The organism is Streptosporangium subroseum (assembly GCF_900188345.1).
GTDB classification, from domain to species: Bacteria; Actinomycetota; Actinomycetes; order Streptosporangiales; family Streptosporangiaceae; genus Streptosporangium; species Streptosporangium subroseum.
Map to the genome: position 1 here is coordinate 1 of NZ_FZOD01000081.1, position 26,853 is coordinate 26,853.

General features: G+C 67.3%; 28 protein-coding genes and 1 tRNA gene. 13 read left to right on the top strand and 16 right to left on the bottom strand.

The features are described 5' to 3' along the window. The 7 genes from CHC08_RS50190 to CHC08_RS50195 form a co-directional block, all read left to right on the top strand. Positions 1–198: hypothetical protein (locus CHC08_RS50190; protein WP_179282528.1), on the top strand; the 198-nt coding region annotated here is incomplete at its 5' end. Between the two features lie 94 nt (positions 199–292). Then, positions 293–1,012 carry an SRPBCC family protein gene (locus CHC08_RS42310; RefSeq protein WP_089212451.1) on the top strand — a complete coding sequence of 240 codons (720 nt, stop codon included), beginning with the start codon at positions 293–295 and terminating at the stop codon, positions 1,010–1,012. Between the two features lies 1 nt (position 1,013). Further along, complete coding sequence (locus CHC08_RS42315; RefSeq protein ID WP_089212452.1) at positions 1,014–2,627, top strand: FAD-dependent oxidoreductase; 1,614 nt, start codon at positions 1,014–1,016, stop codon at positions 2,625–2,627. 459 nt (positions 2,628–3,086) lie between these two features. Further along, positions 3,087–4,445: an MFS transporter gene (locus CHC08_RS42320; protein ID WP_179282471.1), complete on the top strand. Its 1,359-nt coding sequence runs from the start codon at positions 3,087–3,089 to the stop codon at positions 4,443–4,445. A 43-nt stretch (positions 4,446–4,488) separates the two neighbouring features. Beyond that, complete coding sequence (locus CHC08_RS42325) at positions 4,489–5,667, top strand: FAD-dependent monooxygenase (protein WP_089212454.1); 1,179 nt, start codon at positions 4,489–4,491, stop codon at positions 5,665–5,667. Positions 5,668–6,058: 391 nt separating this feature from the next. Beyond that, positions 6,059–6,385, top strand: a complete 327-nt coding sequence (locus tag CHC08_RS42330; RefSeq protein ID WP_089212455.1) for a hypothetical protein — start codon at positions 6,059–6,061, stop codon at positions 6,383–6,385. A gap of 36 nt (positions 6,386–6,421) precedes the next feature. Continuing rightward, positions 6,422–6,559: a hypothetical protein gene (locus CHC08_RS50195; RefSeq protein ID WP_179282529.1), complete on the top strand. Its 138-nt coding sequence runs from the start codon at positions 6,422–6,424 to the stop codon at positions 6,557–6,559. Here CHC08_RS50195 and CHC08_RS42335 read toward each other — a convergent pair. From CHC08_RS42335 to CHC08_RS42350, 3 genes are all read right to left on the bottom strand, one after another. Continuing rightward, positions 6,546–7,049 (bottom strand): DinB family protein, encoded by a 504-nt coding sequence (locus CHC08_RS42335; RefSeq protein WP_089213032.1) that lies wholly within the window; start codon positions 7,047–7,049, stop codon positions 6,546–6,548. The two genes, CHC08_RS50195 and CHC08_RS42335, sit on opposite strands and share 14 nt — an antisense overlap. A 139-nt stretch (positions 7,050–7,188) precedes the next feature. Further along, positions 7,189–7,593, bottom strand: a complete 405-nt coding sequence (locus CHC08_RS42340; RefSeq protein ID WP_218825757.1) for a protein-tyrosine phosphatase family protein — start codon at positions 7,591–7,593, stop codon at positions 7,189–7,191. 738 nt (positions 7,594–8,331) lie between these two features. After that, positions 8,332–8,895 carry an ArsR/SmtB family transcription factor gene (locus CHC08_RS42350; RefSeq protein WP_218825755.1) on the bottom strand — a complete coding sequence of 188 codons (564 nt, stop codon included), beginning with the start codon at positions 8,893–8,895 and terminating at the stop codon, positions 8,332–8,334. A gap of 78 nt (positions 8,896–8,973) precedes the next feature. Here CHC08_RS42350 and CHC08_RS52655 point away from each other — a divergent pair, with 78 nt between their 5' ends. Next, positions 8,974–10,548 (top strand): alpha/beta hydrolase family protein, encoded by a 1,575-nt coding sequence (locus CHC08_RS52655; protein ID WP_089213035.1) that lies wholly within the window; start codon positions 8,974–8,976, stop codon positions 10,546–10,548. A 163-nt stretch (positions 10,549–10,711) separates the two neighbouring features. Here the strand turns inward: CHC08_RS52655 and CHC08_RS42360 are convergent, their stop codons facing one another. Both CHC08_RS42360 and CHC08_RS42370 read right to left on the bottom strand, forming a co-directional pair. Next, entirely contained in the window at positions 10,712–11,536 is an 825-nt protein-coding gene (locus CHC08_RS42360; RefSeq protein WP_089213036.1) for a hypothetical protein, read from the bottom strand. 1,688 nt (positions 11,537–13,224) lie between these two features. Beyond that, on the bottom strand, positions 13,225–14,397 hold the full coding sequence (locus tag CHC08_RS42370) for an esterase-like activity of phytase family protein (RefSeq protein WP_089213038.1): 1,173 nt from the start codon (positions 14,395–14,397) through the stop codon (positions 13,225–13,227). Positions 14,398–14,622: 225 nt separating this feature from the next. Between CHC08_RS42370 and CHC08_RS42375 the strand changes: the two genes are divergently transcribed. Genes CHC08_RS42375 through CHC08_RS42385 form a run of 3 tightly spaced genes read left to right on the top strand, consistent with a single transcriptional unit; the run spans position 14,623 to position 16,986 of the window. Beyond that, positions 14,623–15,099 carry a SigE family RNA polymerase sigma factor gene (locus tag CHC08_RS42375; RefSeq protein WP_338055732.1) on the top strand — a complete coding sequence of 159 codons (477 nt, stop codon included), beginning with the start codon at positions 14,623–14,625 and terminating at the stop codon, positions 15,097–15,099. Continuing rightward, a complete protein-coding gene (locus tag CHC08_RS42380) occupies positions 15,099–16,511 on the top strand; it encodes a TolB-like translocation protein (protein ID WP_089213040.1) in 1,413 nt (470 codons plus the stop codon). Before CHC08_RS42375 ends, CHC08_RS42380 begins: the two co-directional genes overlap by 1 nt. Positions 16,512–16,521: 10 nt before the next feature. Beyond that, positions 16,522–16,986 carry a MaoC family dehydratase gene (locus CHC08_RS42385; protein ID WP_089213041.1) on the top strand — a complete coding sequence of 155 codons (465 nt, stop codon included), beginning with the start codon at positions 16,522–16,524 and terminating at the stop codon, positions 16,984–16,986. A 144-nt stretch (positions 16,987–17,130) separates the two neighbouring features. Here CHC08_RS42385 and CHC08_RS42390 read toward each other — a convergent pair whose 3' ends face one another. Then, the gene (locus tag CHC08_RS42390) at positions 17,131–17,766 is read right to left on the bottom strand and encodes a response regulator (protein WP_089213042.1); all 636 of its coding nucleotides are present in this window, start codon (positions 17,764–17,766) and stop codon (positions 17,131–17,133) included. Then, a complete protein-coding gene (locus CHC08_RS42395) occupies positions 17,763–18,893 on the bottom strand; it encodes a sensor histidine kinase (protein WP_245878908.1) in 1,131 nt (376 codons plus the stop codon). Before CHC08_RS42395 ends, CHC08_RS42390 begins: the two co-directional genes overlap by 4 nt. 131 nt (positions 18,894–19,024) lie before the next feature. On the opposite strand from CHC08_RS42395, the gene CHC08_RS42400 reads away from it, so the two are divergent. Further along, complete coding sequence (locus tag CHC08_RS42400; RefSeq protein WP_089213043.1) at positions 19,025–19,573, top strand: hypothetical protein; 549 nt, start codon at positions 19,025–19,027, stop codon at positions 19,571–19,573. Positions 19,574–19,949: 376 nt separating this feature from the next. Next, positions 19,950–20,022 (top strand) — tRNA-Arg (locus tag CHC08_RS42405). Between the two features lie 123 nt (positions 20,023–20,145). Here the strand turns inward: CHC08_RS42405 and CHC08_RS48975 are convergent. The 9 genes from CHC08_RS48975 to CHC08_RS42440 all read right to left on the bottom strand — a co-directional run bounded on the left by CHC08_RS48975 (position 20,146) and on the right by CHC08_RS42440 (position 26,853). After that, positions 20,146–20,769 carry a hypothetical protein gene (locus CHC08_RS48975; protein ID WP_143653592.1) on the bottom strand — a complete coding sequence of 208 codons (624 nt, stop codon included), beginning with the start codon at positions 20,767–20,769 and terminating at the stop codon, positions 20,146–20,148. Positions 20,770–21,123: 354 nt separating this feature from the next. Continuing rightward, entirely contained in the window at positions 21,124–22,365 is a 1,242-nt protein-coding gene (locus CHC08_RS42415; RefSeq protein ID WP_218825756.1) for a site-specific integrase, read from the bottom strand. Further along, positions 22,365–22,547, bottom strand: a complete 183-nt coding sequence (locus CHC08_RS42420) for a helix-turn-helix domain-containing protein (RefSeq protein ID WP_089213061.1) — start codon at positions 22,545–22,547, stop codon at positions 22,365–22,367. Before CHC08_RS42420 ends, CHC08_RS42415 begins: the two co-directional genes overlap by 1 nt. Further along, positions 22,537–23,910, bottom strand: a complete 1,374-nt coding sequence (locus CHC08_RS42425; RefSeq protein ID WP_089213045.1) for a replication initiator — start codon at positions 23,908–23,910, stop codon at positions 22,537–22,539. The genes CHC08_RS42420 and CHC08_RS42425 overlap by 11 nt, the downstream gene beginning before the upstream one ends. 103 nt (positions 23,911–24,013) lie before the next feature. Continuing rightward, a complete protein-coding gene (locus CHC08_RS50200; protein WP_179282530.1) occupies positions 24,014–24,160 on the bottom strand; it encodes a hypothetical protein in 147 nt (48 codons plus the stop codon). Continuing rightward, complete coding sequence (locus tag CHC08_RS50205; RefSeq protein ID WP_179282531.1) at positions 24,157–24,333, bottom strand: hypothetical protein; 177 nt, start codon at positions 24,331–24,333, stop codon at positions 24,157–24,159. Before CHC08_RS50205 ends, CHC08_RS50200 begins: the two co-directional genes overlap by 4 nt. 16 nt (positions 24,334–24,349) lie before the next feature. Next, positions 24,350–25,105: a DUF2637 domain-containing protein gene (locus CHC08_RS42430; RefSeq protein WP_089213046.1), complete on the bottom strand. Its 756-nt coding sequence runs from the start codon at positions 25,103–25,105 to the stop codon at positions 24,350–24,352. A 36-nt stretch (positions 25,106–25,141) separates the two neighbouring features. Continuing rightward, on the bottom strand, positions 25,142–26,518 hold the full coding sequence (locus tag CHC08_RS42435) for an FtsK/SpoIIIE domain-containing protein (protein WP_089213047.1): 1,377 nt from the start codon (positions 26,516–26,518) through the stop codon (positions 25,142–25,144). Continuing rightward, positions 26,515–26,853: an SCO3933 family regulatory protein gene (locus CHC08_RS42440; protein WP_089213048.1), complete on the bottom strand. Its 339-nt coding sequence runs from the start codon at positions 26,851–26,853 to the stop codon at positions 26,515–26,517. Before CHC08_RS42440 ends, CHC08_RS42435 begins: the two co-directional genes overlap by 4 nt.

A 26,853-nucleotide genomic window follows, 5' to 3' on the forward strand; every position in this document is an offset into this window, starting at 1 on the left:
AAGAAGTATCTCTCCGCGTCCTATGGCGGCGCCAACGTCCTTCGCGACATCCCGCGCCTGGCCAAGCTCATCGAGATGGGATACCTGGACGCGAAGTCGCTCTGCGATCCGGTCATGCCCTTCGAGAAGGGAGATCAGGCGCTGTGGCACTCGCTGAACCGGGACAGCATGCTTCCGATCATCACCTACGACGAGTGAACCGCGATGACGCACGTACGGCGGCGGGTCCCTGGAACGAGCGCGATGACGCACGTACGGCGGCGGGCATCGGGCACGAGCATGGACGCCACCGATGATTGAGATCGACTACACGGTCGAGATCGCCGCCCCGATCGACGAGGTGTGGACCTACCTCTGGAACATTCCGAACTGGGCGCATCTGATGATCGGCTTCCAGACGGTCAAGGTGGTCGACGAGCAGCACTCCGTCTGGACGCTCAAGGGCGATGTCGGCGTGCTCAGCCGCGAGGTCGACCTCGAAGTGATCATCGATGAGTGGGAGCCCAGGAGTTTCCTGAACTTCACGGTCAACGGGCTGACCGAGCAGATCGCGGGCAGCGGCACGTTCGGGATCGGCGAGGTGCCGGACGGCTCCGCGCCCGCTCAGGCCGTTCCGTCCGGGCAGGGCGGTTCCGTGTCCGCTCAGGCCGTTCCGTCCGGGCCCGGTGGCTCCGCGTCCGCTCCGGCGGGGACGGGCGCGTCCCCGGCCGGCGAATCGTGGCGCAGGCGACTCGGCCGGCGCTGGGCGGAGTTCGTGTTCAGAGTGATCACCAAGTCGGCGAGAAGACAGGCCGGTCAGCGTACTCGGAACGCGCCGACCGGCACCCCGAACACCGCTCCCGCGGGTGCGTCCGGGAGCGGCCCGAGGTCCAGGCTCACCTTCCACCTCGAAGTGAGCCCGGGCGGGCCGATGGCGCCCATGATCGAGTTGCTGATGTCACCTCTACTCGAACCGGCAGCGAAGGACCTGGCGGTCGGGATCCGTACGGAGCTGGAAGGACGGGAACAATAAAATGACCGAAGAGAACGACGCGGTCATCATCGGGTCAGGGGCGGCCGGCCTGACAGCGGCCCTGTCGGCGGCCTCCCTGGGGCTGCGTGTCACGCTGCTGGAGAAGGCCCCGGTGTTTGGCGGCACGACCGCCGTCTCCGGCGGCTCCGTATGGGCGCCGAACAGCAAGTATCTGGAGCGGGGAAGTCGGCCCGACAGCCGCGAGGACGCGCTGACGTATGTGCGGGCGCTGGCCCTGGGCCGGGTGGACGATCGCCTCATCGAGACGTTCGTCGACACCATCAACCCGACGCTGGACTTCCTCGAGAAGGAAACGGCGATCGAGTTCTCCTCCAACCCCCACCACCCCGACTACCAGCCGCACCTTCCGGGAGCCAGGGAGGGCGGGCGCACGCTGCAGGTCGGCATCTACGACACCAATCTCCTCGGCGAACGCGCCAGCCAGCTGCGCAAGGGGCACAGCTCGGTTCCGATCACCCGGCTGGAGGGCGACGCCTGGGGGATGGAACGGCCCGAACGCTGGGACTGGAAGCTCCTCGCCGAGCGCGTCGCGAGCGGCCTGGTGGGCATGGGCGCCTCCCTGGTCGGCACGCTGCTCGACGCCTGCCTGAAGAAGGGCGTGCAGGCGGTGGTCAACGCCCGCGCCGTCGAACTCGACCGCGACCCGCAGGGCCGGGTGGTGGGCGTGTACGCGGAGGTGGACGGCGAGCGACGGCTGTTCCGGGCCACCAAGGGGGTCATCCTGGCCTCCGGCGGCTTCGAGTGGAACAGGGAGCTGGTCGACAACTTCCTCGGGGTGCCGTGCGACGCGCCCGCGAGCCCTCCGGCGAACGAGGGCGACGGTCTGAACATGGCGATGGCCGTTGGCGCCGCGCTCGGCAACATGAGCGAGGCCTGGTGGGGCCCCATGATCGCCGCATCGGGAGACAGCTACGACGGTGCGCCGCTGTACCGCCCGACAAGCGGTCTGCGCACGCTCCCCGGCGGGATCATCGTCAACCGCAAGGGCCGCCGATTCCTCGACGAGGCCATGAACTACAACGACTTCGGCAAGATGCTCGCGGCGTTCGACTCGCACGACTACGAGTACGCGAACCTCCCGTGCTGGCTGGTCTTCGACGAGCGCTTCCGCCAGTCGTACCCGATCGCGACGGTCACCCCGGGGACCCCGACACCGCACTGGATGCTCACCGCGCCCACCCTCGCCGAGCTCGCCGAGGCGGCGGGAATCGACCCGGCCGGTCTCGGAGCGCAGGTCGAGGAGTTCAACGGGCACGCGGCGAAGGGCGTGGATCCGGTCTTCCACCGCGGCGAATCGGTCTACGACCTCTACCGCGGCGACCCGGAGGTGACGCCGAACCGCAACCTGCGGCCGCTCGAATCGGGTCCGTACTACGCGGTCCAGCTCCACCTGGGCGCCCTGGGCACGAAGGGCGGCCCGCTCACCGACACGGAGGGCGCCGTCCTCGACACCCACGGAGCCCGGATCCCCGGACTCTACGCGTGCGGGAACGTCGCCTCCAGCCCGTTCGGCCCGGGATACCCCGGAGCGGGGGCGACGCTCGCCGCGGGGATGGTCTTCGGCTACCTGAGCGGTCAGGCCCTGGCCGGCTGATCCGCCGACCACTGCCCGAACCCACCTGAGCCCACCTGAGCCCACCTGAACTCATCCGAGCCGCGAGATCCCGCAGGTTCCCGAGCGCGGGCGGACCATCGAGTCCGCCGGGCCAACGCGTTCCGGAACCCGCGGGCTCGCCGGAAAAACCGATCAACACCGATCAACACCGACCAACAAGGCCTGGATTTTCCGAGGCCACTTCGCGCGAACCTTTTCCAGCCCGGTTCGCGAACTCACCGGGGGACCGACGGGCGGTTTGGCCTGCCCGAATTTCGCACCGGAGACCTTTGGGGCGGCGATTCACAACATGCTCAGGACCTGGTCATGAGAATCGATGGAAAAGGTTCGGCAGAGAGACAGGGTGCGCTATTGATAACGCGCGTTCAATGAACGCGTCCGTATAACGCGGTTTCGGGGGACGATCGCTGTCAAGTCTGGATGACCAGGAGAAACGGCATGCAAAATCCAACCGACGACCACGTTATCCAAACGACAAAACCACGCCCGAGAACGGTCGCGGCACTGGTGCTCGGTCATTTCATCGAAGTATACGACACGGCTCTTTACGGGCTCTTCGTGGCGCCCATCGCCACGGCTTTCTTCCCCGCCGGAAACGCGGACGCGGCACTCATCGCCACACTCGCCGTCTTCGGTGTCTCCTTTCTCTCCAAATCGGCCGGAGGCCTGTTCTTCGGGGTCCTGGCCGATCGGGTCGGACGGCGTAACTCGCTGATGGCCTCGATCCTGCTCGTCGGAGGGTCGACCGCCGCCATCGGTCTCATTCCCACCTACGAGACGGCGGCGCTGCTCTCCCCGATCCTGCTCGTCGTCTGCCGGCTTCTGCAGGGCTTCGCCTCGGGTGGCGAGGCGACGGTGGCCCCGGTGTTCCTGGGAGAGTACGCCTCCCGGAAGCGCCGGGGATTCATCACCTCGTTCGTCGCCGCCGCGGGCAACCTGGGCACCCTGGTGGCCGCCGCCACCGGTGTGATCGTCGGCCTGAGCGTGAACGAGAGCACGTTCAACGACTACGGGTGGCGGTTCGCGTTCTTGATCGCCGCGCCGTTGGCTCTCTTCGCCCTCTACCTCCGCTACGGCCTCGAAGAGCCGGTGACGTACCAGAAGGCGCGATCGCGGGTGAAGCCCGCGCCGATCAGGACGGCCCTGCGGCACTGGCGAATGATCCTGCGGGTGAGCTGCCTCGGCGCCCTGGGAACCACGTTCTACATCATGTTCGTGTACTACCCGACCTATCTCGTCAAGGAGACCGGACTTTCCGCGAGCGACTCCCGGATAGTGCCGCTGATCCTGATCTCGCTGCTCGTGGTGTTCAATCCGCTGGTCGGGATGCTCGGTGACCGCTACGGCCGGAAGCTTCCGCTCCTGCTGGGCGGGCTCGCGTCGGTGCTTTTTGTCCTGCCGGGCTTTCTCGTCGCGCAGAGCGGCGGTTTCCTCGCGGCCGTGCTCGGCGGCGTGCTCATCCTGATCAGCGTCCCCCTGTGCCTCGGGTCGATCCATGCCATTTCGATGGAGTTCTATCCCACCGAGGTGCGGGCGACGGCGGCCGGAATCGCGGGGACCCTCGGCACATTCATCTTCGCCGGTCTGCCGCCGGTCATCGTCAACGTGCTGACCACGACGTACGACATGCCGCTGGCCCCGGCCTTCGTGATCGTCGGAACGGCCGTGCTCGGGCTGATCGCGGCCTGGGGCCTGCCCGACACCCGCAAGATCGACCTGGAGACCGTGGGGACCTCGCTCGCCGGCACGACGGCGGAGAGCCCGCGGCCCGGGGTACCCGGCCGGGTCGCATCGTGACGGCCGCGAAGGACACCTGAATGAATAACAAAGGAGGAGTTTCGTGAGCGACGGGGAGATTCTGGTCATCGGCGGCGGCATCGGAGGACTCACCGCCGCCCTGGCCATCGCTCGGTCGGGACGTGCCGTACGCGTGCTGGAGCGCGCGCCCGAGTTCGCCGAGATCGGCGCGGGCCTGCAACTGGCGCCGAACGCGACCCGGCTGCTGGACCGGCTGGGCGTGCTCGACGCGTGCGTCGAGGCCGGTGTCCTGCCCGAGCGCCTGGTCTTCAACGACGCGCTCACCGGTGCGCGGCTCACCCACCTCGACCTCGGCGAGGACTTCCGCCGGCGTTACGGGGGCCCGTACGTGGTCATGCACCGTAGCGACCTGCTCAGGATCCTCGTCGAGGCCTGCCGCACCCACGGCGTCGCCCTGGAGAACGGAAGGGAGGTCGACGAGGTCACCACGGAGCCCGGCGGCGTGACCGTCACCTGTGCGGACGGGTCGCGCCACACCGGCGTGCTGGCCGTGGCGGCCGACGGCCTGCGGTCGGGCGTGCGCGGCCGGCTGTCGGACGACCAGCCGATCGACTCGGGATACGTGGCCTATCGGGGCACGATTCCGATGGACGAGGTCACCGGCCCGATCTCGCTCTCCGAGGTCGTCGTCTGGTTCGGTCCCGGACTGCACCTGGTGCAGTACCCGCTGCGTTCCGGCCGGCTGCTCAACCAGGTCGCGGTGTTCCGCAGCCCGGGGTTCGCGGCCGGTGATCCCGACTGGGGCAACCCGGACGAGCTCGACGCGGCGTTCTCGGTCACGTGCGAGCCCGTCCGCAGGGCGCTTCCGTCCCTGTGGCGCAACAATCGCTGGCCGATGTACGACCGCGAGCCGTTGGACAACTGGCTGACCGGCCGTACGGTCCTGCTCGGCGACGCCGCTCACCCGATGCTGCAGTATCTCGCCCAGGGCGCCTGTCAGGCGATCGAGGACGGAGTGTCGCTCGCCGACTCGCTGGACCGGCACCTGACGGACGCCGCCCCGGATGCCGTCTCCGTGGACAAGGCACTGCACGCCTACCAGGACGAGCGCATTCCGCGCACCTCCCACATCCAGCGGACAGCCCGAGTATGGGGTGACATGTGGCATATCGACGGCGTAGGAGCGCTGTTGCGCAACGAGGTGTTCACCGGGCGGGCCGTGGATGACTACCGGCATGTCGACCCGATCTATGGCGCATGACCTTACTTACGTGAACGGGGCCCTCTCTCGAATTTGCCATTTCGGGAGAGGGCTTTTTTTGATTCCTGAAGCGGTTGTCGTGGCACAGCTGTGGCACGCGTTGAAATGATAACGGTCTCCGGATGCCCGGACTTTGCGGTAAATACCTCGGGAGAACTGACCCGAGGGTTGAATTTCGGGGTTTTTCGGGGGCCCCTTACGCGTACGTACGCGAGGGACGTCGTATCCAAGAAGAACCGACCGGTGCAGTAAGCGGAATCCCAGTTCAGATGGACACGCCCGGATGCTGCCAAGCTTGGATTCACTCACTTCGAGTAGTCATATGGACCGTGCATTAACGGGAGGGTGGCCCGCAGCAGGCGGGACATCTCTGCTCAAAGGGAGAATCGTAATGAAGCGCACCACAATCGCCGCCGGACTGATCGCTTTCGGCGCCATCCTGGCCGCGCCCGCACTGGCCGCCGCTCCGGCTCAGGCAGCGGCGATCCCCTCTGACCCCTGCTTCGGCAACGGTTTCGGCGGCGGCGGCTTCGGCGGTTTCGGTGGCGGTGGCTTCGGCGGCGGCGGCTTCGGCGGTTTCGGGGGCGGCAACTACGGCAACATCAGTGCCGGCAGCGGGTTCGGCCACGGCATCGCCCAGGCGAACGGCAACCTCATCGGCCTCAACGCCCTCAACAACGTCGGCATCGGCCTCCTCAGCAGCGCCAACGGCTTCTAAGGACGGTGAAAGTCGGGCAGGGCGGCGAAGGACGTCATGGTAGGCGCCTGCGTCACCCCGATTCACGTCCTGCCCGGCGGACACGACGCCCCCACCCCGATTCGCGTTCTGCTCGGCGGACACGACGCCCCCACCGGCGAGCAGATGGGGGCGTACGACGCTATTCGCCGGTGACGCCGTCGATCCGCTCGCGCAGCAGGTCGGCGTGACCGTTGTGCCGGGCATACTCCTCGATCATGTGGACGAGGATCCAGCGATGGGAGCAGTCCTGTCCGTGGCGCTGCCGCTTTCCGACGGCGTCCAGCGACACCTCCGCCGAGAGCTTGCGGGCATGCTCGATCTCCGCCTGCCAGGTGGAGAGGGCTTCCTGGGCGGAGGCGGTGTCCACGTCGTTGAATTGGGCGTCGAGGTCGTCGGTCCTGTAGAGGAAGGGGACGTCCTCATCGTTCAGTACGTGGCGGAACCAGGCGCGCTCCACGTGCGCCATGTGGCGGACCAGGCCGAGCAGAGACATGGTCGACGGCGGCACGGAGCGCTCGCGGAGCCGCTCCTCGGAGAGCCCCGCGCACTTGACGGCCAGGGTCTCGCGGTGCCAGTCGAGCCAGTTGTTCAGCATGGCGCGCTCGTCGCCGATGAAGGGAGGGGGAACGCGGTTGTCGGTCACAGCCCACGATTCTCCCACCCGCGAAGTATCGCCTGGTCATGACCGATGATCCGTTGGAGTCGCCGCGCCGGCGTCCGTGACCGGGAAGGTTCGACGGGCCGGCGCGATGGCTGGAAGCGGCGATCGATGAGGCGAATCACTACTGGAAACGGGTGACGAAGCGACGCTGCCAGGGCGTCTCCACGGCGCGTGACGCGTAGTGCTTCCGGACATAGGCGACCGCCTCGCGGCCCGGCACCCCGTCCAGTACGGCGAGGCAGGCCAGCGCGGTGCCGGTCCGTCCGCGCCCGCCGGCGCAGGCGATCTCGACGCGCTCGGTTTCGGCACGCGCCCATGCCTCGTGCAGCGCCTCCCCGGCGGCGGCGCGGTCGGAGGGCAACCAGAAGTCCGGCCAGCGCAGCCAGCGGGCCTCCCACGCGACGAGGGGTGGTTCGTGGCCCAGCAGATGCAGGGCGAAGGTGGGTGCCGGGCCTTCCGGCAGGGGACGGCGGAGTCCCCGGCCGCGAACGAGCCGGCCCGAGGGCAGTCGTAGCACGCCCGCCATCGCGGGGTCCCAGGAAACGATCACAGAGCGAGCGTAGTCCTCCGGCCCCGCCCGTTGCGCCGACCGGGATCGGGCACGTGCACCGGGCTGGACCGTCAGACGGCCGCCGGTGACCGATCGCCCCAGCCTGAGGGCCTGAAGGGTACGGCGACCGCAGACCTCATCCAACCTCACGGATCTTGACATTCGCACCGGCCGCCCGGTTCTTTTACTGTCGGTGGTAGCGGGCGAGTGTTTTGCGCTCCTCTACGCAGAACGGCCGAGGAGGAGAAATACGGTGAACGCATTCACATGGGTCCTTGTTGTGGTGTTCGGTGGGGCAGCCGTGATCTGGATCCGGGACATCCTGAAGTCCAGGCGCGAGCCCGGCCGGATCCGGACACACGTACCGTCCAGCCTCCTGAGAGGTGCCCGTCTCGATCGTATGGGCGGCCGCCCCGACGGCATCATGCTCCTGGACCAGGAAGCTCGGCACGCTCGCGAACGCGGAGCCGGGAACCGGCCGCCCGGAGCTTGAGCCCTCGCTCGGACTCCCCAGCGTTGGCCGCGCCGCCGCCGGCGAAGCAGCGGCACCTGGTCGGTCGATCCGGCGCGTGAGGTTTCTGCGGTCGTCATACCGAAGATTCAACCGAGGAGCACCTTCCGGCGCCCGGGTGCTGAAATGAGAATCGACGGTGGCCCCAGCACCACCCCCACCCCGGAAACAGGCCGGCCCGGGATTCCTCAAGGGTCTCCAGGTCAGTCCTCGTCGGCGGGCAGGGCGAAGAGCCGGATGTACAGGGGTCGCGCGTCCGGTGGGGCGTCCTCGGCCCGACGGCTGTATTTCATCAGCAGCGCGATGTAGGCCTCGAAGAACTCGTCGAACTCCGCCTTGGTCATCCGGCCGAGGCCACGCGAGGCCTTGGCCCAGGTGGGATCGCGCAGGTAGGCCGCGGGAAAGCGCTCGAACAGCTCACGATCCTCGTCCATGCCGATCCGATGGAACTCGGCGAGCGTGGGACGGTCCTCGGGGGCGAGCTGGTCGGGCGTCGGCAGCCGCATGTCCCTGGGCCCCTCGGCCTTACGCCACCAGCGCTCCCTGCCGGTCGAGCGCTCGGGGATCTCCTCGATGAAGCCGCATCTCTCGAGCAGGCGCAGGTGGTAGCTGGTCGTGCCGGTCTTGGCGTTGAACATCTCGCCGAGCGTCGTCGAGGTCGCGGGGCCGTGCACGTTGAGATGGCGCAGCATGAGCCTTCGCAGGGGATGGGCCAGCGCTTTGAGCCTCGCCGGGTCGTCGAGCATGAGCGACTCGTCATCCTTCATGATGAACAGTCTAGTTCTGCAGAATGATATCTGCAGATAAACCTTTGCCGAAAAATTTCTGCAGAATATATTCGGCCTATGAGACGAATCCTCCCAGCCGCAGCCGTCGCCCTCTGCCTGCTCGCCGCCCCCGCGGCAGCGGCGGCGGTACCCCCGCCCGTCGTGCCTTCTGCCGCGGCGGCTCCCGCGCCCCCGCCCGTTGTGCTCTCCGCTTCCACGCGCCTGTCCGCTGGACTCTCCGCTTCCACGGCGGCGACCGGAACGCCCTCGCCCGCCGTGTTTTCGACTCCCCCGGCGGGGGGCACCACGTCGCCGCTCGCCGTTCCCTCCGACCTGACCGCGACGGAGGTGAGCTTCCGAGGCAGCGGAGGCCTCGCCATGCACGGCACGGTCCTGTCACCCGCCGCGGCGAAACCCGCACGTCCCGGCATGGTCCTGGTGCACGGTGCGGGTGCGGGCCCCCGTACGAAGCTGATGGGTGAGGCGGTCGAGTTCGCCCGCAGGGGTCTCTCCGTACTGATCTACGACAAGCGGTCCGAGGGCTACTCGCTCTTCAAGCGGTCCTACTCGCAGCTCGCCGACGACGCGCTCGGCGCCGTGGCCGCGCTCCGCTCCCAGCCGGGCGTCGACCCGGCGAAGATCGGCATCTGGGGGCTCAGCGAGGGGGGCTGGGTGGTCCCGATCGCGGCGTCCCGCTCGAAGGACATCAGCTTCGTCGTGGTCGTGGGCGCCAACGGGCTGCCGCCGCTGCGGCAGCAGACCTGGACCGTGGCGGCCGGGCTGCGCAAGGCGGGGGTGTCGGGTTCGCTGATCGACCGGGCTGAGTTCAACCTGTATCGGGCGATCTCCGACGGAGGCATGTTCCCCGAGCCCTACTACGACCCCGCGCCGACCCTGGCCGCGGTACACCAGCCGCTGCTCGGCATCTGGGGCACCCACGACCTGCTGACCCCGCCGAAGGAGAGTCCGCCGATATTCGCCGAGGCGCTGGAGAAGGGCGGCAACCGGCACTACACGCTCCGCTTCTTCCCCGGCGCCGACCACGCCGCCCACCAGACTCCCGACGGCGGCGTCACCCGGCTGCCCGAGCTCGCCCCCGGCTACGCCGACCTGGTCGGCTCCTGGATCGCCGACGCCACGGCGGGCAGGCCGCCCACGGCGCAGATCTCGGGACCCACCCCCGTGCAGGACTCGCCAACCGTGCCGGTGAATCCCTCGGCCTGGTGGGAGTCGGCGCCGATGCAGCTCGCGGCGCTGGTGCTGTTCGTGATCGCGTTCGCCGCCTACCCGGTGGTCGCGCTGGTGCGCCGCCTTCGCCGACGCTCGCCGGTCCCGGTGACGAGGGGCGCGCGGCTGCTCAGCGCCGGAGGCCTCACGGCGGTGCTCGGCTCGTTCTCCTACCTGTTCTACCTGGTGATGACCGGCGGCAAGCTGGCCGCTCCCGGTCCGGTGGTGGCGGAACGCCCGCTGATCTGGCTGGCGCTGCAGGCCCTCGGGTGGGCCTCCGTGATCGCCACGGTCCTCATCGTGCTCGCCTGGCGCCGGGCCGGAGGCTCCGTTCCGCGAGGAGAGAGGGTACGGCTCGGCCTCCTGCTCGCCGGTGGCGTGGCGTTCGTCCCGTGGGCCCTCTACTGGGGCCTGCTGCTCCCGTGACAGCCGGCGGCTCTCTCCGGATGAGTCGTTCCCGCCTCTCGTGGAGGGTGGAGATCGTCACCAGGTGGGGTGGCATGTTCAACCTCATCGGAGGCGAGGGCGGGTTTCTCATCAGGGCGAGGGGGACGTTGCCGTGGACAGGCCGAGCGGACCGGGATCGGGGTCAGGGTTGTCCGTCCTGGTAGTCGGGCAGGTCGTCCGGCGGGGTGAAAAGGTAAACGAGGATCCTGCGGGCCGCCTCGGCGGGGGATTCCGTTCTGACGTCCACGACGGTCTTGTCCCAGGTATGTGCCGCATCGATGATCTTTTTCGTGACGGCACGCCGTAGAACGGCATAGAGGAAGACGGCCGTGAGAGCGGCGAGTGGGCGGGCCCAGGAGCGGCCTCGCCCGGCCACTGTGACGGCAAGGCCCCATCGGTTGTCGCCGGTGGTGTGCGGGACGGCCTTCAAGGTGCCGGTGAAAAGGTGATGGGTCACCCTGGCAGTCACCGCGGGGGTTCTGGACCCGTGGCCGTCGAGCTGTTGCCACCAGCGCTCAAGGTCGATCTCCGCCAGGATCGTGATCTCCCGCACGAGCCGATGATTCCCGGTGAGGGCAATGTGCGTCATCAGGGTTCTGGGTCTGTGGGCGCTGCACAGTTTCATGGCCCACGTCGCGGAATAGGAGTCGGTGCCGAACGTGAGCTGGATGCCCGTCTCCACGTCGCGGTTCCACGAGGTGATCAAGAGGTCGGAAGGTGCCTCGGCGCCATCGGGGACTTCGTGTTCGAGCCTGTCGGCCGAGTCGAAGGGGACCAGCTCGTAACGGGTGCCGGTGGTGATGTGCCGTCCCTCGATGAGTCGGATCTCCGCACCCCCCGACGGATCGACGAATCGGTCCCCGGTGAAGTCGAGCCCCTCAACGGCATCGTGGAACGCCTCGACGACGTCCTCCAGCCAGCGTCGCGAGAGCGGTTCGATCGAGACTTCTTGCCGGAAACGAACCATGCATCCGATCCTGCATGATTACGGCTTTATTTGAAATACCCGTTATTTATGGCCATTAAGGGACGGGTCGCACGCGTTTCTCTCGATGTGACGGAGGGTCATATCGCCGATCGGGGCCTTGGCCACGCGGTGATTATCGGGCGGACAAGCGCTCAGGGAGAAGCGTCGCACCCCCGCTTGGATCCGTCTGTGACAGCCGGGCAGCCCCGGTCGATCCCGCCCAGGTCCGTCTGTGACCGCCGGACGGTCCCGATCAACGCCGGGAAAGCGAACGCCGTGCCCGATTCGACCGGGCACGGCATTCGCTTTTTTCTTTCGACTTCTGTTCAACTCAGTCCGGTGGTGTGGCGGCGGAGGTGGTGCTTCCCCGCCGAGCGGGATTCTTCTCATGTCCGGCCACCGCGGATGAAGATCCTGCGGCGTGAGAAGACCGCCCGTTGTGCCTTGCGAGCCGACTACGCTTTCGGACTTGTCGGGCGCTGGACTCTGGCCAGGCCGTCGGCGTTCTGAGATCGTGTGGGGTCGGCAGGCTCTGGATTTTCTACTGACCTATCAAGCCCTGAAGTTCCTGCAGATTTACGCTGTCCCGACCATCCAGACCTATCAGGCCCGAGACTATGGCCAGGCCGTTGGCAGTCTGAGCGTCCGATGGATCCACCAGGCCCCCAATTCCCGTACCTACCAGGCCCTGGACTCCCTCCGCGCTGTTGACCCCCTGAGCCGCGCCCGTCAGGCCGTCGATTCCCTGTGTGCCGCCGGCACTCTGGGGCTGCTGAGGAGCGGACTCCTCCGAACCGGACCCCTGCGGACCGGCCTTCTGCGCACGGGGCTTCTGCGGAGCGGACTCCTGTGAACGGGCCTTCTGCGGAGCGGACTCCTGCGAATCGGTTGCTCCGGCGGGTCCAACGGCCTCGGCGGGTTCAGCCGAGCTTGGGCGGTCTTCCCCCATGCCCCTGCCGTTTCTGCCTTCTCTGTTGGCCCTGCCGGGTTTGCCGCCCTTGGCGTGGCGGTGGTTCCTGCCGGCCTTGTGCCCCCTGCCCCTGTCGGACGAACCGTGCGAATCGCGGAGGCCGTGATGCCCGTGCGGTCCGAAGCGCCTCCCACCGTCGAGGCTGCTCCCGATGTGGAGAACGGGGCTGTTCTGCGAAGAGGAGTAAACGCCTTCGGTGTTTCCGATTGTGGCGTTTGCCGGTACTTGGCTTGACATCAGAAGGATGCCGGCTGCTGCCGCGACGGCCAATGCCCCGACACGATTGTTGGAGAGGGGACCTGGCGCCAATCTACTCTTACGAGGAAGCAATTGATCTCCCATGTCGTTCCTGATTCCGAAAATATCGGATCTGCCGTACTGCCACAAAAGTGGTAGTGATCAGGAGGTACCCGGGAAATTTGGATATAACGCATTGGTCCGGTTTGGGGAGGGCAAATAAGTAGTACCGGCGAAGAAGAATGTCGCCTGCTTAATCCATTTAACGAGCTTTATAGCAAATATCAGCGTTGAGGGCGAAATAGACCTAAATATGCGCTTGGTGGAAGTGAAAAAGATGCCGCCGGGGCTCTCCTCGGGTTCTCCGCGTCAGGCCGGAACCTGCGAGGACCGCTGTGCCGATCACGTGCTTCGGGGCCTTCCCCAGTCAGGTGGGGAAGGCCCCGAAGCGCGTCATGAGGCGGCGAGCCGCGTTACTCGGTTACTTGTAGACGCGGGAGTCGGCCTGGAGCGGGCGCGACAGCTGCACGGTGATGAACTCGTTGTTGTCGGGCTTGCCCGCCGTACGACCCGAGGAGAACGGGAAGTTGTTGTCGTTGAGCACACCCAGCGTCCGGTCGTCGAGGATCACGACGTCCTCGATGGTCTGGAACGGGAAGCGGAAGGTCTCCCCGAACCCGCCCAGGCCGCGGGGGTTGGCCAGGTTGAGCAGGTCGGCGACGAGGGTCTTGCGCAGGTCCCGGTCGCGGGTGTCCACCATGTAGATGCGCTTGGTCTTGGCCAGGTCGCCCTGCTCGTTGTCGCGCTCGATGATCAGGAAGCGGTGATCGTCCACCGCGATCATGTCGCCGATCGAGTTGCCGGGGCTGTCCAGCGTGTAGGTCCAGCGCTTACCGGTGTAGGCCCGCTTGCGCAGGTTGAACTCGTTGATCCGCAGCGTCCCGGCCGGGTCGCCGGCCACGGTGCCCTCCAGCATCGGGTACAGCGTGCGGCCGTCGATCGAGCGGGCCATGCCCTCGAAGCCCTTGCTTCCGGCCAGGTTGGGCTGGCCGCCGTTCAGGAACGGGTTCTCCGGCGCCTTCACGTCGGGCAGCGAGATCGGGGTCTCCAGCAGCTTGCCCGAGGGTGAGAAGTGCAGCAGGAACGGGCCGAACTCGTCGCCGATCCAGTAGGTGCCGTCGAAGCCCCGCACGATCGACTCCACGTCGAAGTCGGCGCCGGTCAGCTTGCGGTCGGGCCGGGTCAGCGGCCAGGTCACGCGGCGGTCGGGGTCGGTGAGGTTGAACCCGCCCAGCACCTCGACCTTTTCGCGACGGAAGGTGGGCTTCACCCGGTGCACCCGCAGCAGGAAGTCGGCGCTGGTGGCCTTGGAGCCGTAGCCGTTGTCGGAGAGCACGTCAAAGGTGCCGTCGCCGCGTCGCACCACGCCGCTGAAGCCCTGGACCGGCTGACCGGTGAACGGCGGGGTCACGCCGTTGACCGGGGTCTGGTCGATGTGGGCCCCTGACGGCTCGCTGTGAGGCACGAACGTCAGGGCCGGCAGGGAGGCGAATCCGGTCAGCTTGGCACGGTCGAATCCAGGACGCGAGGGGGTGGCCATCGCGGGGGTGGCCATTGCCAGAGCCAGTACGGCCGCGCCAATGGTGATGGTCATACGTCGTCTCATGGCGGCACGCTAGGAGGCTCATATGAACTGCCGATGTTGTGCTGCGGACCGTACGGAGAAAACTGACATAGCGCGCGGAGGCCGTACAAAACTCACGTGGAAGTCGTCCTGAAATCGTACGGAGAAGCCGTATGGAAGCCGAGCGGTGACCGGGCGCGGGACGCTCGGAAAAAGAGGATGCAACAGAACGGGTCCCTCACGCGTCCCTGGTCCGTGGAGTTCACTGATTTCGTCGCCGCGCGGGGGAGTGCGCTGTACCGGTACGGCTACGTGCTCACCGGCAACGCCGAGGATGCCGCCGACCTGACGCAGGAAGCGCTGATGCGGTTGGGGGACGCATGGCCAAAAATCAGGAAAAAGGATGATCCAGAGGGTTATGTCCGTACGACCATGGCCCGACTGCACATCAGCGTCTGGCGACGATTACGCAGGGAACGACTGGTCGCCGCGGTGCCCGAGGCCGCCTACATCGAAGATCGTTTTATTGACGACACCGGCCTGTGGAACGAGCTGAAGGGACTGCCGTCCAAACAGCGGGCGGTGCTGGTCCTGCGCTACTACGAGGACCTCTCCGACCAGGAGATCGCCGACCTCCTCGGCATCTCACGCGGCACGGTACGCAGCCAGGCGGCCCGTGCGCTGAGCAAGCTCAGAGTCCGGGTGGTCGCCCTTGAGATGAGACGAGTGTGATGAACGACAGGGATGAAGCGGAGTTGATCCGCATGCTGGCCAGGGCGGCCGAGGCCGCGCCCGAGCCGGCGGGGGACCTGATCGGGACCATTCACCGGCGGCGCAGGCAGCGCACGCGCAGGCGGGTGCAGTCGGCGCTCGCGGTCGCGGGAGTGATCGCGGTGATCGGCGGCGGTACGGCGGTGGCCAGGGGGACCTTCTCCAACAGGGGCGGAGAAGGTCAGATCGTCAGCAAGGCCACGTCTTCCACCGAAGGCTCTCCCCTGTTCACGCCCTCCCCCTCGGGGCCACCCCGCAGGGCGGTACGGCCCGCCGCCGAGGTCTGGCCCTCGGCGGTGTTCAAGATCCCCGCCAAGGCCGCGGACGGCTGGAAATACCGGCCGGTCACGGGACTGAGCGCCACGGAGCTGCTGCTCACCGCGGAGTCGTCGTTCGAGAAGGCCGGCCGGTTGGAGGTGTATGACACGACGGCCGGCAAGAGCACCGTGCTCGCGAACATGCCCGTCACGGACACGAAGGGCTACTTCGTTCAGGGCTACGAGGTGGGGGCCGAATACATCGCGTGGTGGGGCGAGACTCCCAACAATTCCGACAAGTGGGCCGACTTCTGGGTCGTGCCTCGATCCGGAGGCACCCCGAAGCGGGTCGGCGAGGTCACGGGTGATCTCTCGCGCGTGACACGGATCGCTGTCACCTCGGACTCCATCGTCTGGTCGGTCACCAGCGGAGGGATCTACCGCATGCCCATCAGCGGCGGAGCGCCGGAGCGGATCGAGGGGACGGAGGGGCTCCACTTGCTGTCCTGGCCGCTGGCGGTCGACTTCGGGGAGAAGGAGGGCGGGGACGCGTTCAAGAACCAGAGCAGGGTGGTCAATCTGGAGACGAGGCAGGTCACCGAAGTGAACGTCCCGGACGGTGTGGAGAACCTTCGCTGCGGCCCGGTCTGGTGTTTCGGAGGCTGGGGGGACGGGGCCCTGGTGCAGAGGCTGGACGGTTCGGACCGGAAAATTCTGCAGGGGATGAGCGCCGGGCCCGAGGCGAAGGACGTCGGCGGCAGGTTCGGCAGCTTGGGGTCTTACGGAGATGGGGAGCGGAACGCGGACGGCTACGCCCCCGTGACAGTGGTGTACGACCCGATCAGTGACGTCATGGCCGGGATATCGAAGATGGACCCGTCCGCAGGAGGGGGCTTCGGAACGGGTATCTCCTCATCGCCCAGTTCGATCCTCTACTGGGACGAGGGCAAGAAACAGGTCAGGGAGTGCAAGACGGTCGACGGCCGCATCCTTCCTCCCGCCTCGTCGGGAGAGCCCGTCCCCACTGGCGAGGGCACGGTGTGCTCGACGAACGAGGTGGGCGGCGGCAAGGAGTTGACGGTCGTGAACCTTCTCGCCGTGCCTCCGACGGAATAAAGTTCCATTCATGAGGACCTTCGCGAACATCACCGAGCTCAAGGCCGCCGTCGGCGAGCACTTCGGTCACACCGAATGGCGCCAGATCAGCCAGGAACAGGTCAACCTCTTCGCCGACGCGACCGGCGACCACCAGTGGATCCACGTGGACGTCGAGAGGGCGAAGGAGGGCCCGTTCGGGGGCACCATCGCCCACGGCTATCTGAGCCTGTCGCTGCTGCCCCTGTTCATGAAGGAGCTGATCCAGGTGGGCGGCCTGGCCATGGGCATCAACTACGGGCTCAACAAGGTCCGCTTCCCCTCGCCGATCCTGGTCGGCGCGCGGATCCGCGCCGGGGCGGAGCTCGTCGACCTCAAGGGCACCCCTTCTGGCTACCTGGCGAACACGCGCCTGACCGTCGAGGTGGAGGGCCAGAAGAAGCCCGCCTGCATCGCGGAGACCCTCTCCCTCTACGTCCCCGCCGAGAGTCCCTGAGCTGGGTCGTCTGAGAGGTTCCTGAGCCTGGGGCGTCCGCGTCCCCGCCGAGAGCTCCCGGACCAGGGTCCGTCTACGTCCCCACCGAGAATTCCTAGGCCAGGGTCGTCCACGTCCCCACCGAGAGCTTCTGAGCTGGGTCGTCTACGTCCCCGACGAGAGCTCCTGGGCCAGGATCGCGGCCTGGACGCGACTGCGAAGACCCAGCTTGTTCAGCACCCTGCTGACATGGGTCTTCGTGGTCGCCTCCGCCATGCGCAGCTCGACGGAGATCTCCGCGTTCGACAGGCCCCGTCCGAGGCACACCAGCACCTCGTGCTCACGCGGAGTCAGGCTGCCTATCTCCTGCGGCCTGTACTCCGGAACCGCGGCCCCGAAGGCCGCGATCAGCCGCCGGGTGACCGACGGCGCGATGAGCCCGTCCCCCCGGGCCACCACCCGCAGCGCCTCCACCAGCGCGTCGGCGTCGGTGTTCTTGAGCAGGAACCCGGCGGCCCCCGCCCGCAGCGCCCCGAAGACGTACTCGTCGATGTCGAAGGTGGTCAGGATCAGCACGTCGGCGACGCCGCTCAGCTCACGCGTCGCGGAGATCCCGTCGAGTTTCGGCATCCGGATGTCCATCAGCACAACGTCGGGACGGAGTTCGAGAGCCATCGCGACGGCCTGCTCCCCGTCCGAGGCCTGACCGACGACCTCGATGTCCTCGTGACCGTCAAGGATGAGGACGATCCCGGTGCGGACCGCCGCGTGATCGTCGGCGACGAGGACTCGGATGGTCACGGGGTCTCCCAGGTGGGTAGTTCGGCTCGGACCCGCCAGCCGTCGTCGTGGGGTCCGGCCTCGAAGGCGCCGCCGACGAGAGCCGTCCGTTCTCGCATGCCGATGATCCCCGCACCCGCGCCGGAAAGACCCTGTCCGACGCCGTCGACGGGATTGTCCACGGTGAGCGTGACCAGGCCGGGCCGGTAGCCGATCACCACGTCGGCGACCTTGCCGCCGTGCTTGAGCGCGTTGGTCAGGGACTCCTGGACGATCCGGTATCCGGCTAGGTCCACCGAGGCGGGCAGCCGGCGGGCGTCGCCATCCACGCGCAGCCGTACGTCCAGCCCCGCCTCCCGCGCCCGCTTCGCCAGCTCGTCGGCCTCGGCCACCCGCCGCCGGGTCGCCTCCGTCTCCTCGCCGTCCTGCCGGAGCAACTCGATCATGGTGCGCATCTCGGCCATGCCCTGGACACTGTTCTCCCGGATGGACTCCAGCACCTCCCGTATGGTCTGCGCGCTCAGATCCTTGCGGGAGAGCACGGCCGTGGACTGGATGGCGATCGCACTGAAGTGGTTGGCGATCATGTCATGCAGCTCCCTCGCCATCCGGGTCCGCTCGGCGTTCACCGCGGCCCGCTGATCCAACTCGGCCAGCCGCGACACCTGCTCGGCCCCGGCCCGCTCGGACTCCGCCTGATCCCGGTGCTGTCGTACGATCACTCCGGTGATGACCGGGGTGATCCCGACCAGGCCGAGCTGGACGATGGCCAGGGCCAGGACGCTCAGGTCGCGGGAGATGAATCCCGCGGCCGTTCCGCCGACGACGGCGAAGACCGAGGTGATGCCGAGCATCCACTTGCCCAGCCTGCGCGGGCCGTACAGGACGGCGGCGTAGATATTGTCGGTGAAGACCAGAATCGTGCCCATGGACGGGCCGACCAGGCTGTCGCCGACGATGGCGACGACGCCCAGCGCCAGAGCGGCCAGCGGCGCCCTCCGCCGTACCACGACCCCGAGACAGGCGACCAGCAGCGGCGCGGCGAGCAGGTAGGCGGGGGTGCCCCGATGAACGTAGGCACTCGCCGCGATCAGGATGAGACCGCCGACGAAGCACACCGCGGCCCACAGCGCGTCGTCTCGTCTCATGCCCTTCATCTCATCACCTCGGTACGGCCTGCTGATCCTGCGGCGGACGGGACCGTCGTACACACAAAGATGTAGACCGGTTCATCAGCGCCGACGATGCCCCGCCAGGCACCCGCTGTGACCCTGGAACCATGATTCTGGCGATTATCATCGGCTGCGAGATCGGATTCTGGGTCCTTCTGGGGCTGGGACTCGCCTCTCGATATCTGTGGGGCATGAGGCGGCTCAGCACCGCGCTGCTGCTGGCGGTGCCGCTGGTCGACGTGGTCCTGCTGGGCGCAGCCGTCGTCGACATGCGCGGCGGCGCCGAGGCGGACTGGCGCCATGGCCTGGCCGCGGCCTACATCGCCTACTCGATCGTCTTCGGCCACCGGACCGTCAAATGGGCCGACGCCAAGTTCGCCCACCGCTTCGCGGACGGCCCCGAGCCGTGGAAGCCCCCGGCGGGCGGCATGGCCAGGACACGGTACGAGTGGGGCATCTGGCTCCGGATCGTCGTCGCGTACGGCATCGCCTGCGCCCTGCTGCTCGGCCTGACATGGATCGTGGACGATCCCTCACGGACTGGGGCGCTGACCGCCTTCATGGGCAGCCTGCTCAGGATTCCGCTGATCGCCGCGATCTGGCCGGTGAGCTACAGCCTGTTCCCGAAGAAGGTCGCCGGCGACTCCAAGGCGTGACCTCCTACCCCCTGTGAAGCGGCTCCCACCGCCGTGACCCCGGGCCTGTGAAGCGGCTCCCACCGCCGTGACCCCGGGCCTGTGAAGCGGCTCCCACCGCCGTGACCCCGGGCCGAGGCGGAAACCCGTTTCCCGGCGCCGTTGCGCCTCCCCCGATCATCCAACCCGTGGCCCCTGATCCGACACGCCCCACGTGATCAAGTCAGGTCCCGGGCCAGAGCCCAGGAGCCGGTACGGTGCCGGTCCGGATGTGCCGCAAGGGAGCCGGTTCCCTCGCGTGCGGCGGGAGATCCGACATCGAGGGGCAGGTCAGAAGGGGATCCGTCAACCGGTTCGAGGCATCGCTCAAGACCCGCTATGATTACTTAAGCAACGAGCAGCCGTAGCTCAATGGATAGAGCATCTGACTACGGATCAGAAGGTTGGGGTTTCGAGTACCTCCGGCTGCACAGCAGGTCAAAGGCCCTTCGGGATGATCCCGGAGGGCCTTTTTCATGCCCGTACAGCAGCGTTGTACAGCAACGCAGCCGCACACAGACGTCTCCTACCCTCCGAGCCGCCGGCCGCTCTGCTCAGACGCCGCCGAAGCCCTCCTGTAGACGGCGAACCCAGTCCGCAGGGAAGACTCGCTCAAGCCGCTCCTTGCTGGTCGCCAGCAGACCCTCTTTCGCCAAGGGAAGCAGGGCGCGGTCCTGGACGGCCTTGTGCTTCTCGGGTGCCGGGCAGATCAGTACGGCGAGGATCCGGCATGCCCGTTGGATCTCTGGGACTCCGGTAGCGTCGACCATCTTCTTAATGGGCTCCCAAGCAGCTCGCACGGCGAGGCGCACCAGTGCTTCCAAGAAGGGCTTACGATCCTCGGCCTCGCGAGACTGCATGATGATCGTCGTCACGTACTCCGGTATTTGGTCCATGGCTTCTTCGAACTTCTTTATGGCCTCGGCCATGGCCGCGAGAAGATCACACCAGAGATGATCATTGATTCGTTTTCTGGCCTCTCGTGGGTCGCTTCCACCGAATTCTTTGTCCAACTTCTTGATCACAGAGCAGACAAGGATATCGCCGACTTTCTGAATGTGGTCGACGGTTTTTGGATTCTCGGACAACCAGTCAGCAAGATCTACTTTTGCGGTGTCCGTAGCAGCCTGTCGCGCCTTGGAGGGCTTTGGCCGCCCCTTGGGAGGTAGAGCCTTCACCCATCTGAAGTTGCAGCGCTCTCTCGCCTCTTGACGGGGGACAGGGGATGGATCGCGAGCCAGCTTGAGGCTGTGGGACCAGCCGTGCTCTACCCCGCCACACGCACATTTGCAAGAGTGTCCTTCGGCACTTTCGCAATTTTTCGGGTGCACCATACGCCCTCCGATTCGTTCGACACGACAGCGATCGAGCGACCAACCGGAAGCCCCATTTCTTTTAAATCACAAACTACGAATTGCGAAATGATCGCAGCGGCCAGGTCCGTCTATCTCTTTAGACATGAGAAGACGACGTGCACGCTCAAAGGCCCTTAGGGATGATCCCTAAGGGCCTTTGAGGTAATGCAAAATCGACTATTTCCCGTTTGAGAAGTCAAGACTTTGGTTGAGTCGATCGAGCGCCTTACGGGTTTCGGGGCTTGGAATCTGTGTGTAGACGTCCATGGTCATCGAGATCTGCGAATGGCGCAGGATGCGCATCGCCACACGTGGGTGAACGTCGAGGGCGGCCAGAAGCGAGGCGCAGGTGTGCCGGGTGTCATGGACGCGGATGCGGGAGACACCCGCTTTACGGCGTTGAACCTCGAAAGATCGGTTGAAGTTGCGCGGCTCGATCGGTGTGCCGTTCCTCGTGGTGAAGACGAGATCGGAGTCCTTCCACTTCGCTCCGGCCGCCTTGCGGGCCTCCTCCTGAGTTCGCTGGCGGTGTCTGAGCGCAGTGATGCACAGGCCGAGCAGCGGAAGCGATGCGGTGGAGTCGTCGGTTTTGGTCGTCTCGCGGTGCAGGAGCTCTCCCCCGACACGGTTGAGCTGTCGAGAGATCCACACTTGTTCTCCACCGAGGTCGACGCAGTCCCAGGCGAGGCCGAGTACCTCGCCCCGCCGCAGGCCCAGAACGAGGATCAGCACGTAGGCCGCGTAAAGCGGATCATCCTCCGCCCACAGGTGTTCAAGGAACCTCCGGGCCTCGTCGACACCCCACGCCACGTGCTGGCGCTTTTTCTTGGTCTTGCTTGGGTTGGGCAGGGTGGTCAACGCCGCGGCGTTCTTGGAGATCAGCTCTTCTCGGATGGCGTTGCCAAGCGCGGAGCGCAGGACGCGGCGGATGCCCGCGATTGTGCTCCGGGACGGATATCCCTTGCAGCACTTTCCGATGGCGCAGCATCGCCGCTTGGCTTCCGCTCGCCGGTGATCCTTCTTCTGGTCACAGCAGGTGCAGAGAGTGGCCAACGTGTTCAGCCACGTCTGAACCTCGCGGACCGTGAGCTTGTCGAGCCGCTTCTTACCCAGGCCGGGGACGATGTAGAGCCGAACCAGCGGCTCATAGGCCACGTAGGTCGTCGGTTCCAGGTTGGGTTTGATCACCTCGGCGAGCCAGCGCGTCAGATAGACGGCAAGGGTGGGGTGTTTGGTGGCCACCGGTCCCTTGCTCGCGAGGTCGTGGAGCTTGAGCCACTTCTCATGGGTCTCCTCGCGGGTCTTGCCGTAGGCCCATTTGCGGGTCTTCTTCCCTTCTGGCGTGGTGACCCAGACGTAGCCGGCCCATCCGTCCTTGTACGGGAAGACCGAGCCCTCACCATTCGCGCGCTTGCCCATCAGGCGGCCTCCTCGCAGAGTCGGGTCACGTAGTCGTTCAGGGCGGATTCGGGGATGCGTCGGCAGCGCACGTTGACCATGACCGAGTCGAGTTCGCCGGAGCGGATGAGGGCGTAGAGCGTCCACCTGCTGACCTGGAGAGCGGCCATCGCCTGCGGGACGGTGAGTAACTTAGGACTCATGCCGACCTCCCGGATCAACGGGACGGCTTCCGGTAAGCGCTCTTACCAAAAGCGCGTCACCGATCGAGTGGCCCTGTCCGGCGTACTCCCAGTGGGAGATGACGAGGACGGTGTCTTCATCGAAGAGGGGCAAGCGGCCGGTGCTGACGGCTTCCCCACGCCTGTGCTCGGCGCGTGCTTCGCGGAGTTTGCCGAGGGTGGTGGAGTAGCGGCGGCTCTTGGTGGAGAAGTGGCCGCGGAACCCGAGCATGTTCGCCCATTTGATGAGCCGGAACTCGGCCAGTTCGTCGAGGGCGCCCAGGCGCAGGCACTCGGCAATCAGCCGCCGGGCGTGGTCGCGGATCGGCAGGGCGGCCAGGTCGTCGAGGGGGTGGATCCGCCGGTCCAGGGTGCCGACGCATTCAGCGGCTTTCGTCGCGTATTTCGCGATGTAGGCGGCTACGGCCTGGTCGGTGAGATCGCCGGTCATGGTGATCTGCCGGACGTCGAGCTGAGTGCCCCAGTGGAAGGCCCGCGTGGGTTCACCGGGCACCGCGGGAACGGTGACCGCGACGGCGGAGGCGGCGTGCTGGACGGCGTCGGTCAGCAGGTCGGCCGTCGCCCAGGCCGGTGGAGTGGTGGCCGGTCCTTCGGAGCCGTCGACGCGGATGACCGCGTGGAAGTGGACGACGCCGCGGCGCTGATATTCGGCAACCTTGGCGAAAGAGATCACAGCCTGTTCGCGGAGCTCTCGCTGGGTCAGTCCGGCGTTCTTGGCGACGCGCCGGCGCATGGCCTCGGTGAAGCGCCGCCACAGCTCCGGAGACATCGCGTTGAACAGCACACTGCCCGCGTAGTCGTAGCAGTCCGGGCACAGCGGCTCACCCAGGCAGGTCTCCTCAGCGCCGTGCCTGGCCGTGCAGGACATCACCGTGCCGTGTGGGCAGGTGGCCGCATCCCGGCGGGCGTGGCACGGCAGGACCGTGCCGTTCTTCTCTCGCCGGGTGTGGACGGTGCCGAAGGAGGGGGCGGTGAGGGTGACGAACAGGCAGGGGTGGGCGGTGACCGAGGCGGGGACGCCCTTGCCGCCGACGAGGCCGGCGCGGATGAGTTGGTAGGTGTCGGCGCGGTAGGTCTCGGCGCAGGACGGACAGCGAGTCGCGCGGCGGGTCTTGCAGGGCAGGCGAAGGATGCCGTCGGGTTCGCTTGCGGTGCTGTAGCGGTGCAGGCGTTGGCCGGTGGCGGGGTCGATGTGCAGGACGTGGCCGCGTAGATGGATGGGTTGGCGGCAGCCGCCGGTGGCGCGGATTTGGGAGACCCAGCGGGCGTATTGGGGGTCGTGGAGCCGGGTGATGAGTCCGGCGACCGCGTAGGTGCTTGGCATGATGGGTGTGTCCTTTTCCGGGCTGTTGGGTTCGGTGCGGGATGGCCCCCGACGTGGCGGACGTCTTGGCGGATGTGTGGTCACGCCGGGGGCGCCGAGAGGCTCAGCAGAAGCCGAGGCCCTCGCAGTGCTCACAGGTCGGGCCGTAGCTGTCGACGCCGGTTCCGCCGCAGTGGCAGCACAGCCAGCGCTTGGGGGCGATGTCGACGAGCGGGCCACGGTCGTCGGAGTCGTCAGGGTCGTCGGTCATGCGATCCACCTGCTGACGTCGCGGTTGGGGGCGGTATTGATGAACACGCGCCAGGTGTAGGGGCGCTTCAGGCGCGGGCGGATCGGTGAGATGGAGCCGACCGGGAGGACCGTGCGGATCTTGTTGAGGGTGTAGGCGAGTTCGGCGTAGGTGCCGTCGATGCGGATGCGCATGGGAATTTCCTTCGGTTCAGGCGGGTTCAGGGCTCTCGCGCAGGGTGCGCAGCAGGTCGGAGGCGAGTTGGCTGGACACCCCGAGGCGGGTGCGCAGGGTGTCGCGGGTGATGGGTTTGCCGTGCCGGGCGTGGTGTTCGTCGGCGACGCGGCGGGCGTAGTCCAGGAGCGGGCCAGCCGTACCGCTGTCGTTCTGGCCGTTCTCGGCCCCGTTCTGGGATTCGTTCTGGCCGGGAACGGCGAGGCCGGGTAGCGGGGCGGGCGCGGCGGATCCGGTGGCGCCCTCGGGGACGGCACCCGCCGCGGGGACGGTCTGCGGCACGGCGTCCGGGACGGGGACGAGGGCCGGGGACGGTTCGGGACGGGGGTCGGTTGCGCGGCGCTCCAGCATGGAGACCGCGATCAGAAAGGCGCCGGCAGGGGTTGCGGCGGTGATCCACCCCCAGGCGGAGGGTTCGGCCTGGGCGAGGTTGGCGGCCAGCGACAGGGCGATCCCGCTGATGAGAACGAGAGTGGGCCAGGAGATCCAGCCGTCCCGTTGGCGTCCGTTCTTCTTGTCGCGTTGCCGTTCGCGGGCGGCCATGACGCAGGTGAGGTCGACGCAGATGGCCACGGCCCAGGCCATCCACCCTGACTGTCCGTGCTGGGTGGCGGTGTCGCGGATGTGGGTGAAGCTGCCGGCCCCGGCGATCGCGGCGAGGATCAGTACCGGTGCGGAGTCGGCCAGCCGGACGGCCAGGCGGGACGCGGTCGGGGGCGTGGTCGCGCTCACGGCGAGGGTTCTCCTTCCCGCTCGGGGGATGAGGGATTAGGCGGCGAGTTCGGGGGTGTCGTCGCGGGGCGGTAGTTCGTGGCCGAGGCCGGAGGCGGCGACCTGGTTCCAGGAGGGAGCCATTGCCGCGTAGGTGCCGGCGGCGTGTTCGGCGGCGGTGGTGGAGACGTAGCCGGACCGCGCCCGATACCACCGGCCGTCGGAACCGGTGATCACGGCGACGCCGGGCAGTTCCGGGGCGATGGATCGGGCAGCTACCAGGGCATCGGGATCGAGATCGCCGAGGGTCATCACGGCGGTTTCGGGGTCGTTGACCCGGTGACAAACCCGGCCGCCGATCTGGGCACGCAGCGTGGTGACCCCGGGGCCAAGGTCGGAGCCGATCCGTTGGCCGGACAGCACTAGATGGATGCCGAACGCGCGGCCCAGTTGGGCGATGCGCAGTAGTGCGGTGGCGGTGCGGGTGACCTGGTCCTTTTCGGCTTTGTCGGCGGTCAGGTACAGCTCGGCCAGCTCGTCGACCAAGACGACGACCGGGATGGGGCGGGCGGCGTCGGACAGTTGCCAGATGTCGCGTACCCCGGAGTGGCGGCAGGCGAGCATCCGGGCGCCCATCACGGCGATCAGGTCGGACAGCAGGTCCAGGCATTCGGTGCGGGTGGTGGCCAGGGCGGTCAGGCGGGGGGCGTAGGCCGACAGCTCGACGCCGCCTTTGAGGTCGAAGCCGACCAGGGCGACCGGTTGCGGGGCCAGGCCGACGATGAGCGCGTTGATCAGGTTGGATTTGCCGGACTGGGTGGCGCCGGCGTTCATCCAGTGCGGGATCAGCCGCAGGTCCATCCGCCAGGCCGCGCCGGTCTCCAGCACCCCGACGACCGGCCGCAGCAGGTCCTCAGCGCGCCAGCCGTCTCGTGGTTCAGCGGGTGCCATGGCGGGGGCGACGTGGGATAGCGGGTCGCGGGTGATGCCTTGGAGGGTGACGCGGCCGGGCCGGGAGCCGACGACCCGGACCGCTTCGATGCGCCAGGCGTGGGCGAGGCGTTCGCAGACTTTGGCGTAGTCGTCAGGTACCTGGCCATCGAGGAGGTGGAAGGTGATGCGGAAGCCGTGCCGGACCGGCCGGGGTAGGCCCATCCAGGGTTTGGTGTCGACCGCGACCCGCTGGAAGCGCCGCTTGACCTGTACGACGCCGGTGGAGGCGACCAGGCCGGGCACGGTGGTGAACCACCAGCGGTAGCGCTTCTTGGTGAGGCCGCAGCCGGAGGCCACGTGCCGCCAGGACCAGCGCAACCACACGGCCTTGCGCGGGAAGACGAGCGCGTACCAGTAGGAGAGCGGAGCCCAGCGCCGCCAGGCGATCAGCACGAGCAGGGCGGCGAGGACCTTGAACAGGGGGTGGCCGAGGTCGATCACAGGTCTGCCCCCGTTCGGGCGGAGCCGGCGGGGACGAAGGACTGGGCGCGGTAGGAGATGCCCCAGCGTCCGCCCTGTTCCCAGACGTAGCCGACCAGGCCGACCGGGATGACTTCCTCGCCGGCGGTGATCTGTGGTTCGGGGGTGGTGCTGATCTTGACGAGTTCCATCCGGTTGAACTCGTCTTCGAACAGCAGGGTGAGTTCGTACATGGTGTTGCCGTCCTTGTCGCGCTTGATCTCGCCGGTGTCCTTGTTGACCAGGCGGGGCTTGGCGGCCTTGACGCAGGTGATCTGGAGTTTGGTGACGTCGACGGGGATGGGGATGGTGCGCAT